The sequence below is a fragment of the Pseudomonas sp. GM60 genome (assembly GCF_000282415.1).
GTDB classification, from domain to species: domain Bacteria; phylum Pseudomonadota; class Gammaproteobacteria; order Pseudomonadales; family Pseudomonadaceae; genus Aquipseudomonas; species Aquipseudomonas migulae.
In genome coordinates this window covers 1-10,425 of record NZ_AKJI01000128.1, presented here as the reverse complement: position 1 = coordinate 10,425, position 10,425 = coordinate 1, and the positions used below count along the sequence as shown (strand labels likewise).

The 10,425-nt window shown below is 59.3% G+C and carries 10 protein-coding genes; 3 read left to right on the top strand and 7 right to left on the bottom strand.

Features of this window, described 5'->3' with window-relative positions; translation table 11 throughout:
• Window positions 1-79: 79 nt before the first annotated feature.
• Complete coding sequence (locus PMI32_RS03500; protein ID WP_008034098.1) at window positions 80-766, bottom strand: Crp/Fnr family transcriptional regulator; 687 nt, start codon at window positions 764-766, stop codon at window positions 80-82.
• Window positions 767-850: 84 nt separating this feature from the next.
• Between PMI32_RS03500 and PMI32_RS03505 the strand changes: the two genes are divergently transcribed.
• Entirely contained in the window at window positions 851-1,369 is a 519-nt protein-coding gene (locus PMI32_RS03505; protein ID WP_008034097.1) for an Mpo1 family 2-hydroxy fatty acid dioxygenase, read from the top strand.
• Window positions 1,370-1,513: 144 nt separating this feature from the next.
• Here PMI32_RS03505 and PMI32_RS03510 read toward each other — a convergent pair whose 3' ends face one another.
• From PMI32_RS03510 to dibA, 6 genes are all read right to left on the bottom strand, one after another.
• A complete protein-coding gene (locus PMI32_RS03510; RefSeq protein ID WP_008034095.1) occupies window positions 1,514-2,503 on the bottom strand; it encodes a sulfate/molybdate ABC transporter ATP-binding protein in 990 nt (329 codons plus the stop codon).
• Between the two features lie 3 nt (window positions 2,504-2,506).
• Window positions 2,507-3,376 (bottom strand): sulfate ABC transporter permease subunit CysW, encoded by an 870-nt coding sequence (cysW, locus tag PMI32_RS03515; protein ID WP_008034093.1) that lies wholly within the window; start codon window positions 3,374-3,376, stop codon window positions 2,507-2,509.
• A 12-nt stretch (window positions 3,377-3,388) separates the two neighbouring features.
• On the bottom strand, window positions 3,389-4,207 hold the full coding sequence (cysT, locus tag PMI32_RS03520) for a sulfate ABC transporter permease subunit CysT (RefSeq protein WP_007899634.1): 819 nt from the start codon (window positions 4,205-4,207) through the stop codon (window positions 3,389-3,391).
• Window positions 4,208-4,379: 172 nt separating this feature from the next.
• Entirely contained in the window at window positions 4,380-5,393 is a 1,014-nt protein-coding gene (locus PMI32_RS03525) for a sulfate ABC transporter substrate-binding protein (protein ID WP_008034089.1), read from the bottom strand.
• Window positions 5,394-5,462: 69 nt separating this feature from the next.
• A complete protein-coding gene (gene oscA, locus PMI32_RS03530; RefSeq protein ID WP_008034086.1) occupies window positions 5,463-5,645 on the bottom strand; it encodes a sulfur starvation response protein OscA in 183 nt (60 codons plus the stop codon).
• A 296-nt stretch (window positions 5,646-5,941) separates the two neighbouring features.
• The gene (gene dibA / locus PMI32_RS03535; RefSeq protein WP_008034084.1) at window positions 5,942-7,861 is read right to left on the bottom strand and encodes a phosphodiesterase DibA; all 1,920 of its coding nucleotides are present in this window, start codon (window positions 7,859-7,861) and stop codon (window positions 5,942-5,944) included.
• 147 nt (window positions 7,862-8,008) lie between these two features.
• On the opposite strand from dibA, the gene desA reads away from it, so the two are divergent.
• Together desA and PMI32_RS03545 are read left to right on the top strand one after the other, a co-directional pair.
• On the top strand, window positions 8,009-9,196 hold the full coding sequence (desA, locus tag PMI32_RS03540) for a delta-9 fatty acid desaturase DesA (protein ID WP_008034081.1): 1,188 nt from the start codon (window positions 8,009-8,011) through the stop codon (window positions 9,194-9,196).
• 143 nt (window positions 9,197-9,339) lie between these two features.
• Window positions 9,340-10,329 carry a GGDEF domain-containing protein gene (locus PMI32_RS03545; RefSeq protein ID WP_008034079.1) on the top strand — a complete coding sequence of 330 codons (990 nt, stop codon included), beginning with the start codon at window positions 9,340-9,342 and terminating at the stop codon, window positions 10,327-10,329.
• Window positions 10,330-10,425 lie beyond the last annotated feature (96 nt).

The window sequence follows — 10,425 nt, the reverse complement described above, 5'->3', positions numbered from 1 at the left end:
TCCAAGTGACTCGCCGTAAGGGCGAAACCGCCAGCCGCCATAACAAAACTAACGGATACCCCCCAAACACCAGGCAACTTTAAAAAATCGCCAACGCCCGCAACCGCTCGGCATCCAGAATCTCAATCTCACCGTACTTCAAATTCAAAATCCCCTGCCCCTGCAATTCCTTGAGCAGCTGATTGGTGGTCTGGCGCGACAGCGACAGCATGGAAGCCAGCTGTTCCTGCGGCAGTTGCAGCACGCGCCGCGGCGGGGCGATTTCGCCGTAACCGTCGGCGATCATCAGCAAGCGATGCGCCAACCGTGCAGGCGCCGGCATCAGGCTCAACTGTTCGAGGTTGATGAAGGTCAGGCGCAGTTTCTGGCTCATCAGCAACGCCAGTTGCCGCCAGTACACCGGTTGCTCATCCAGCAAGGCCAGCAGCGCGGCTTGCGGGATGTGCAGCAGGATGCACTGGCCGACGCCGAACGCATCGTGGGTACGCGGCTGGCCGTCGAACAGGCAGATTTCGCCAAACCAATGCGGTGACTCCACGAGGCTCAACAACGCTTCCTTGCCCTGCTCGCTGACAGCGCCGATTCGAACGGAACCTTCGAGCACCGCGTACAAGCCGCACGGCGGATCGCCGCGCTTGAACAGCCGCTGCCCCGACGCCAGGCGCCGCACCTTGGCGCTGGCCAACAGACTATTCTGTAGAGGAACAGGTAGATGACTGAACCACTGCCCCGTTTCCAGGCGCGAACGCCAAACCTGCATGTCCATGAAAACTCCTGGAGATTGTCGCCTGGCTGACAGAGCGAGCGGTGAACCCGGGGCATGATCAATCACCCTACAGGAGGAATAACAATGAAAAGCCTCGTTGACCATCTCAGTCAATACGCCGCCTACCACCGTGATCCGCGCAATATTGCCAGCCACTTTATCGGTATTCCGCTGATTGTGGTCGCTGTCGCGGTGTTGCTGTCACGGCCGCAATGGGCCGCAGGCTGGCTTTCGCCGGCGGTGCTGGTCTCGCTGGCATCGGCGTGGTTCTACCTGCGCCTGGAACTGCGTTTAGGCGTGCTGATGACGGTGCTGCTCGGTCTGTGCGTTTGGGCGGGTCATCTGCTGGCACAGCAAAGCACGCTGGTGTGGCTGGCGAGCGGCGTCGGGATGTTTGTGATCGGCTGGGCGATTCAGTTTGTCGGGCATCATTACGAAGGACGCAAACCGGCGTTTGTCGATGATGTGACGGGGTTGATTGTCGGGCCGTTGTTTGTGGTGGTTGAGCTGGCGTTTTTGCTGGGGATGCGACGGGATTTGAAAGAGCAGATCGAGGCGCGGGTAGGGGGTGTTCGGATCAATCCGAAGCGCGCTGCTGCGTAGGACGCCTTCGCGGGCAAGTCGGATCGCCGCACCGCTCGCTCCTACAGGGGGTTTGTGTACACCGCAATACTGTAGGAGCCGGCTTGCCGGCGATAGCGGTGTGTCAGACACACCGCTATCGCCGGCAAGCCAGCTCCTACAAGGTTAGATGTTGGCGACTTTCTGCCAGACCTTCGGCTTGAAGAACAAGGTTTCGCCCTTCGCCAACCCGATCAGGCTGTCGTGATCCTTCACCACTTCCGCTTCGATCAAATCACTCTGCCCTTCGACCTTCAACGTCACCCGGGTTGTCGCGCCCAATGGACGGATATCGCGCACTTCGGCCGCGTGGTGATCCTCCAGTTCATGCCGCGACAGCGACACTTCATGCGGACGGAACAGCACGTGTTTGTCTTCGCCCAGATGCAGACGGTTCGAATCGCCGAGGAAGTGATAAACGAAATCGCTGGCCGGGTTTTCGTAGACGTCGCCCGGTGAGCCGATCTGCTCGATCACCCCTTTGTTCATCACCACGATACGGTCGGCCACTTCCATCGCCTCTTCCTGGTCGTGGGTCACGAACACGGAAGTCAGGTTGATGTCTTCGTGCAGCCGCGCCAGCCAGCGACGCAGCTCCTTGCGGACCTTGGCGTCGAGTGCACCGAACGGTTCGTCGAGCAGCAGCACTTTCGGTTCGACCGCCAAGGCACGAGCCAGCGCGATACGCTGACGCTGGCCGCCGGAGAGTTGTTCCGGGTAGCGATCCGACAACCAGTCCAGTTGCACCATGTTCAGCAATTCGTGGACCTTCACCGCGATCTGGCTTTCAGTCGGGCGCTGGTTTTTCGGTTTCATGCGCAGGCCGAACGCGACGTTGTCGAACACCGTCATGTGGCGGAACAACGCGTAGTGCTGGAACACGAAGCCGACGTTGCGATCACGCACGTCGTGGCCGGAAACGTCTTCACCGTGGAACACGATGTTGCCCTGATCCGGGGTTTCCAGACCGGCGATGATCCGCAGCAGCGTGGTCTTGCCGCAACCCGACGGGCCGAGCAGCGCCACGAGTTCGCCGCTTTGAATGTCCAGGCTGATGTCATTGAGGGCCTTGAACGCATTGAAATTCTTGCTGACGTTACGCACTTCGATCGACATGAATTATTCCTCCGCGGCGCTGGCGCGCAGGCGGTTAATACGGTTTTCGCTCCACTGCTTGAGCAGCAGGATGAAGAGCGCCAGGATCAGCAACAGGCTCGCCACAGCGAACGCGGCCACGTGGTTGTATTCGTTGTAGAGGATCTCGACGTGCAGCGGCAAGGTGTTGGTCACCCCGCGAATGTGCCCGGAAACCACCGACACCGCCCCGAATTCACCCATCGCCCGCGCCGTGCACAGCACCACGCCGTAGATCAGGCCCCATTTGATATTGGGCACGGTGACGTGCCAGAACATCTGCCAGCCATTGGCGCCCAGCAGGCGCGCGGCTTCTTCTTCCTGCGTGCCTTGTTCCTGCATCAGCGGGATCAGTTCACGCGCCACGAACGGCACGGTGACGAAAATCGTCGCCAGCACGATGCCCGGCAAGGCGAAGACGATCTGGATATCGTGATCCTGCAACCACGGGCCGAACAGCCCCTGCGCGCCGAACATCAGCACGTAGACCAGACCGGCGATCACCGGCGATACCGAAAACGGCAAGTCGATCAGGGTCACCAGAATGCTTTTACCGCGGAACGAGTATTTGCTCACGCACCACGCGGCGCTGACGCCGAACACGAGGTTCAGCGGGACTGAAATCAACACGGCGATGACCGTGAGTTTCAGCGCCGACAGCGCGTCGGGTTCAAGGATCGCGGTGAAGAACGAACCCAGACCATTCTTCAAACCCTGGGACACCACGATCACTAGCGGCAGCAACAGGAAAAGGGCAAACACCAGCCAGCCGAGGCCGATCAGGATTCGCCGTGACGTGGCACTGCCACGGCGGGCAGCGTTCGAGGAAGCAGCAGCAATAGATGATTGGGACATTTCTGCGCCTCCTTATGGGGTTTCAATACGGCGTTGCAGCAAGTTGATCAGCAGCAACAGGACGAAGGAAACCACCAGCATCAGTACACCAATGGAGGTGGCGCCGGTGTAATCGTACTGGTCGAGTTTGACCATGATCAGCAGCGGCAGGATCTCGGTTTTCATCGGCATGTTGCCGGCGATGAAAATCACCGAACCGTACTCGCCGACCCCGCGGGCAAAGGCCAGCGCGAAACCGGTCAACCAGGCAGGTAGCAGCGCGGGCACCAGGATATGGCGGAAAACCTGCAGTGGTTTTGCACCGAGGCACGCCGCTGCTTCTTCCACTTCACGCGGGATATCGGCCAATACTGGCTGTACCGTACGTACTACGAATGGAAGCGTTACAAAAGTCAGCGCCAGCGTGATGCCGAGGGGGGTATACGCGATCTTGAAACCCAGGTCCGCAGCAAACTGACCCACCCACCCATTTGGCGCGTACAGCGCAGTCAGCGCGATACCGGCCACGGCAGTAGGCAAAGCGAAGGGCAGATCGATCATCGCATCGATGACCTTGCGACCCGGGAAGGTATAGCGCACCAGCACCCAGGCCAGCAGCGTGCCGATGATGCCGTTGATGATCGCGGCGTACAGCGCGGTGCCGAAGCTCAGCTTCAACGCCGCCAGCACGCGGGGCGCCGAGATGATCGCCCAGAACTGATCCCAGGTGAGTTGAGCGGCATGCACGAACATCGCCGCCAGTGGTATGAGCACAATCAGGCTGAGGTACACCAAGGTGTAGCCCAGCGTCAGCCCGAAGCCGGGTATGACGGGGGAGATACGACGCGACATAAAAGTCCTTGGTTGAAAGCAATCTGCTAAACGCACCTGTGGGAGCGGGCTTGCTCGCGAAGAGGGCATATCAGTCAACAGTTACGTCGCCTGACACACCGCCTTCGCGAGCAAGCCCGCTCCCACTTGGCACGCGCCTAAGCATCAGGCTCGTTGTGTGGCTTGAGTCAGGTTACTGCGCCGAATAAATCTGGTCGAACACGCCACCGTCATTAAAGAATTTCGGTTGCGCGGTTTTCCAGCCGCCGAAGTCTTTGTCGATGGTCACCAGTTCCAGTTTCGGGAACTGCTGGGCGTACTTGGCGGAGACTTCCTTGTCACGTGGACGATAGAAGTTTTTCGCGGCAATTTCCTGACCGGCCGGGCTGTACAGGTGCTTGAGGTACGCTTCAGCGATCTGCTCGTTGCCTTTTTTCTCGGCATTTTTGTCGACGACCGCCACTGGAGGCTCGGCCAGGATCGACAGCGAAGGCACGACGATCTCGAACTTGTCGGCGCCGCCGTCTTCTTTCAGCGCCAGGAAGGCTTCGTTTTCCCAGGCCAGCAACACGTCGCCCTGACCGTTGTTGACGAAAGTGATGGTCGATCCGCGAGCACCGGTGTCCAGCACAGGTACGTGCTTGAACAGCGTTTGTACGTACTCCTTGGCCTTGGCTTCGTTACCGCCGTTGGCTTTCAGGCCGTAGGCCCAGGCCGCGAGGAAGTTCCAGCGTGCGCCGCCGGAGGTTTTAGGGTTCGGAGTGATGACCGACACGTCGTTCTTGATCAGGTCGCCCCAGTCCTTGATGCCTTTAGGGTTGCCTTTACGAACCAGGAACACGATGGTCGAAGTGTATGGCGTGCTCGCTTCCGGCAGACGCTTCTGCCAGTCCGCCGGCAGGGTCTTGCCGAGTTTGGCGATTTCGTCGATGTCACCGGCCAGGGCCAGGGTCACTACGTCGGCACGCAGACCGTCGATCACCGCACGGCCCTGCTTGCCCGAGCCGCCGTGGGACTGCTGGATTTTCACGGTGTCGCCTGCATGGTCTTTCTGCCAGTACTTGACGAACTCGGCGTTGTAATCCTGATACAGCTCACGAGTCGGGTCGTACGACACGTTGAGTAGCTCATAATCCTTGGCAACCGCAGAACCAGCAAAAAGGGCACTGGCCAGTGCGGCCAAAGCGAAATGACGAATCGACGACATGGTGAAAGCTCCTGGAATTCTTGGTGTGTTGGCTTTTTTTATGAAGTGCTGGAATCGGTTGCCGGTTGCTTAGCTCGATTTGGTGCTCGGGTTCTGCAAACGGAATTTCTCTTTACGCTCGATCTGGACCACTTGAGCGTTGTGTACGGTGATTTCCACGGCGCCAAATCGCAGATCGCGCAGGGCGCTCTGGATCTCACGCAAGATGGTGGCTTCGTCTTGACCGTCAACGCTACGTAGGGATGCGCTCATGGTGCTGCTCCTTCGACTGAGAGGTTGCCTGGCAGTGGGCGGCACTGCTTGCGGCGTGAGGCCAATAGTAGATAGGTGCGGATATTCTTAAAAAGACTATTTAAGAATGTTTATATAACCAAAAGAAATTATTTGCCGGGACGAGGGTTTACGTCTGCGCGACGGATCAAGGATCCAAAAATCAGCACCACGCGATCCCTGTAGGAGCCGGCTTGCCGGCGATGAGGCCCTCGATATTTATGCAGGACTTGAGGCAGCCATCGCCGGCAAGCCGGCTCCTACAGGGGATCGGGTTGTTAGTAGGATTGGGGGGCGTGCATCCAGTCCAGTTGCCCGGCCGGCACCGGTCGGCCGAACCAATAACCCTGGCCGAGATCGCAACCCTGCTCCAGCAGGAAACCCGCCTGCTCGACCTGCTCGATCCCTTCGGCATGCACCTGCATGCCCATGCTTTGCGCCAGGGCGATGATCACGCGCACGATGGCCGCGTCGTCATCATCCCAGGGCAATCCGGCCACAAAGCCCTGATCGATCTTGAGTTTCTGCACCGGCAAACGCTTGAGTCGCAACAGTGACGAATACCCCGTGCCGAAATCATCGATGGCCAGCCGTACGCCGAGCTCGCGCAAACGATGCATCTGCTCCAGCGCCACTTCCGGGTCGTCCATCACCGCACTCTCGGTGACTTCCAGCTCCAGATACGCGGGGTCCAGCCCGGTGTCGTGCAGCACCTGTGCCACCTGCTGATACAGCTCACGGCGCGCGAACAATCGCGATGAAACATTCACCGCGACAAACGACAACGCCACCCCTGTCTGCTGCCAGTGGCACATCTGCCGACAAGCCTGCTGCATGACCCAGGCGTCAATCTCGGCGATCAATCCGGTGCGCTCGGCGATGGGGATGAATTCCGCCGGCGACACCAACCCCCGCTGCGGATGCTCCCAGCGCACCAGTGCCTCGACACCGACCAGGCGACGGGTCTTGAGGTCGTGAACCGGCTGGTAATACACGCGCAATTCCTGCTGCTCCAGCGCGCGGCGCAATTCGGATGCCGTCTCGACCCGCTGTTGCGCATGAGCGGTCAGTTCTTCGGTGTAGAACGCGTAACCGTCGCGACCAGCACTTTTGGCCTTGAACAAGGCCGAGTCGGCGTTACGCAGCAGCTGTTCAGCACTCAAGGCATCACCGGGAAACAGACTGATGCCGATGCTGGCGTTGATAAACAGCCGATGACCGTCAATGTGGAACGGCTCCTTGAGACCGTCGACGATCCTCTGGGCCAGTGCCGCGGCGTGCACCAACTGCGGACAACTTTCAGCCAGTACGGCGAACTCATCGCCGCCCAGCCGCGCCAGCGTGATGCCCGGGCCGAACATGGCCTTCAAGCGTTCGGCCACGGCCTTGAGCAGTTGGTCACCGACCGTGTGCCCGAGGCTGTCGTTGATCATCTTGAAGTGATCCAGATCGATCATCAGCAACGCACAGCCGCGCTTTTGGATTTGCGCCGACGCCAATGCCTGTTCGGCACGGTCGGTGAACAGCAGGCGGTTGGGCAGATCGGTCAGTGGATCGTGGTGCGCCAGGTACTTGAGTTCGTGCTCGGAATCCTTGATCGCGCTGATGTCGGAAAACACCGCGACGTAGTGGCTGAGCTGGCCGTGGTCGTCGTGAATCAGGCGGATCGTCTGCCATTGCGGGTAGATCCCGCCGTTTTTGCGACGGTTCCAGATCTCGCCGCTCCACTCGCCGCAACGGTTGAGCGTGGCGAACATCGTCTGGTAGAAACTCGCCGGGTGGTGGCCGGACTTGAACAGGCTGGGTTGCTGGCCCAGCACTTCTTCGCACTGGTAGCCGGTAATTTCCATGAAGGCGCGGTTCACATGGACGATGACCCCATTACGGTCTGTGACCAGCACGCCCTCGCGGGTGCAATCGAACACGGCGGCGGCCTGACGCAAACGCTCCCGGTCTTCATTGCGCTCACGCAATTTGGCGCCGATTCCCAGGCAACGGAACAATCGCGCCCGGGCGAGGAAGATCAGCCCGGCGCTGAGCACCACCCAAACGTAACCGTTGATCAGTTGCCATCGCAGTAACTCATCGGAGCTATCGAAGAAACTGTTCAATAAATAACCACTGAGCTCCAGCCAGGCGACGGAAAGCAGCAGGTAAAGCAGTGATGCACGCATGGCATCGCGATAGGTGGCAGACATTCGGCCGTCCATGTCCCTACAAAAGGGTTGGAATTATAGGTTAATGAAACATCAAGCCACTCTTATCTGAAAGGGCGACTGGTTTTATCTGTGGGCTTAGTGATAATGCAACGGCTGTTTTTTTCTTTATCGAGGGCGCTATAGCCTATGTGGTACGAAGGTTTTCTCGGCTTGTCGCCCTGGTCACTGGTGGCAGTCACCCTGCTGATGACCCACGTCACGATTATCGGCGTGACGGTCTATCTGCATCGTTATTCAGCCCATCGCTCGCTTGAGCTCAATGCCGGCCTGAAACATTTCTTCCGCTTCTGGCTGTGGCTGACCACGGCGCAGAACACCCGCGAGTGGACCGCCATCCACCGCAAGCATCACGCCAAATGCGAAACCGTCGATGACCCGCACAGCCCGGTCATCAAGGGCTTGTCCACCGTTCTGCGCAAAGGTGCCGAGCTGTACCGAGCCGAAGCGGAAAACCCCGAGACCTTGCGCATCTACGGCAAGAATTGCCCCGAAGACTGGATCGAACGCAACCTCTACAGCCGTTACCCGCTGTTGGGCGTGGCGATCATGGCCGTCATCGACCTGCTGCTGTTCGGCACCATCGGCATCACCATCTGGGCTATCCAGATGATGTGGATCCCGGTCTGGGCCGCCGGCGTGGTCAATGGCCTGGGCCATGCCGTCGGCTACCGCAACTTCGAATGCCGCGATGCGGCGACCAATCTGGTGCCCTGGGGCATCCTGATCGGCGGTGAAGAACTGCATAACAACCATCACACCTATCCTAATTCGGCAAAACTGTCGGTGAAGAAGTGGGAATTCGACCTCGGCTGGGCCTGGATCCAGGTCTTCAGTTTCCTGCGCCTGGCCAAGGTTCAACGGGTTGCGCCGATTGCCCACCGGGTCGAAGGCAAAGGCAACCTGGACATGGACACCGCCATGGCCATCCTCAACAACCGCTTCCAGATCATGGCCCAGTACCGCAAATTGGTGATCGCGCCGCTGGTCAAACAAGAGCTGGAAAAGGTCGATCACTCGGTCCGTCACCAATTCCACAGGGCCAAACGCCTGCTCTCGCGGGAAACCAGCCTGCTCGATGACAAACACCATCTGCGCATCCAGACCATGCTCGAGCACAGTCAGGCGCTGAAGGTAATTTACGAGAAACGACTGGCCTTGCAGCAGATCTGGGTCAAGACCAGCTCAAATGGTCACGACATGCTGGCAGCCATCAAGGATTGGGTACACGAAGCCGAAGCCAGCGGAATTCAGTCCCTGCGCGACTTCGCCGACCAATTGAAGACCTATTCGCTGCGCCCTGCCGCTACCGCCTGACACCGTTGATCGGTGCGCCCCGTTTGCGGGCGCACCCTTCGGAACTTAGCTCCAAATCCCCTATCTCAAAGACACTTCGCCACTACGGCGGGCTTTGTTGTGGCCGCTGTCGAACACGCGGCACGTCCTTGAGATTTGTGTCGATGGTCAATAAGAACCTGCAAGACTCATCCCTACCCCAGTGGCCGGAAGCCGCGCAAACCCTGATGGCGCTGATGCATGCCCAAGGCGAAGTCGCGCGCCTGAGCGAACGCGAACAGCTGTTCAGCTCGCTGCTGGTGAGCGTTAACGCGGTGCTTTGGGCGTTCAATTGGGAAACCCGCCAGGTGCTCTATGTGAGCCCCGCCTACGAACGGATTTTCGGTCGGCCCGCCGGCCTGTTGCTGGCCGACGCCAATCAGTGGCGCGACAGCATCTACCCCGACGATCTGGAGTATGCCGAGCGCAGCCTCGCCGAAGTGCTGGTCAAAGGCGCCGTTGAAGACCGTGAGTACCGCATCATTACCGCCGACGGCCAGGTACGCTGGCTCAGCGACAAGTGCTTCATCAACCGACAAGCCGAACCGGGTCAACCGGTGATCATCGTCGGCATTGCCGAAGACATCACCGACAAGAAGCAGATGGAAAGCGAGTTGCATCGCCTGGCTACCACCGACGTCCTGACCCAGAGCAGCAACCGCCGCCACTTCTTCGACTGCGCCCACCTTGAATTCGAACAGGCAAGAAAAAAAGGCACGCCGTTGGCGTTTCTGTTGCTGGACATCGATGACTTCAAATTGATCAACGACACCTACGGCCATCCGGAAGGCGACAACGTGCTGCAACGGATCGCCGAGTGCGGGCAAGCGGCTTTACGGCGCGGTGATGTGTTCGGACGCATTGGTGGTGAGGAGTTTGCGGCGGTGTTCCCCGGTTGCGCGCCGGACATGGCCATGCAAGTGGCCGAGCGCCTGCAACGGGAGATTCAGCGGCTGAGCTTCAGCCATGACGACCAGACGTTCGGCATCACCGTCAGCCAGGGATTGACCAGCCTCACAGCCGAAGATGAAAACCTGGATAGCCTGTTCGCCCGAGCGGACGCGGCGATGTACGAAGCGAAGCGCCAAGGCAAGAACCGGATCATCTCCGGCTGACAACCCCAACACAGATCCCTGTAGGAGCCGGCTTGCCGGCGATGGGGCCATAACATTCAACATTGATGTTGGCTGTGATATCGCCATCGCCAGCAA

Bases quoted from the DNA above. Each gene is read 5' to 3' on its own strand.
- cysT (WP_007899634.1), bottom strand. From the start codon at position 4,207: ATGTCGCGTCGTATCTCCCCCGTCATACCCGGCTTCGGGCTGACGCTG.
- oscA (WP_008034086.1), bottom strand. From the start codon at position 5,645: ATGAGCGCATCCCTACGTAGCGTTGACGGTCAAGACGAAGCCACCATC.
- desA (WP_008034081.1), top strand. From the start codon at position 8,009: ATGTGGTACGAAGGTTTTCTCGGCTTGTCGCCCTGGTCACTGGTGGCA.
- PMI32_RS03500 (WP_008034098.1), bottom strand. From the start codon at position 766: ATGGACATGCAGGTTTGGCGTTCGCGCCTGGAAACGGGGCAGTGGTTC.
- dibA (WP_008034084.1), bottom strand. From the start codon at position 7,861: ATGTCTGCCACCTATCGCGATGCCATGCGTGCATCACTGCTTTACCTG.
- PMI32_RS03505 (WP_008034097.1), top strand. From the start codon at position 851: ATGAAAAGCCTCGTTGACCATCTCAGTCAATACGCCGCCTACCACCGT.
- PMI32_RS03510 (WP_008034095.1), bottom strand. From the start codon at position 2,503: ATGTCGATCGAAGTGCGTAACGTCAGCAAGAATTTCAATGCGTTCAAG.
- PMI32_RS03525 (WP_008034089.1), bottom strand. From the start codon at position 5,393: ATGTCGTCGATTCGTCATTTCGCTTTGGCCGCACTGGCCAGTGCCCTT.
- cysW (WP_008034093.1), bottom strand. From the start codon at position 3,376: ATGTCCCAATCATCTATTGCTGCTGCTTCCTCGAACGCTGCCCGCCGT.
- PMI32_RS03545 (WP_008034079.1), top strand. From the start codon at position 9,340: ATGGTCAATAAGAACCTGCAAGACTCATCCCTACCCCAGTGGCCGGAA.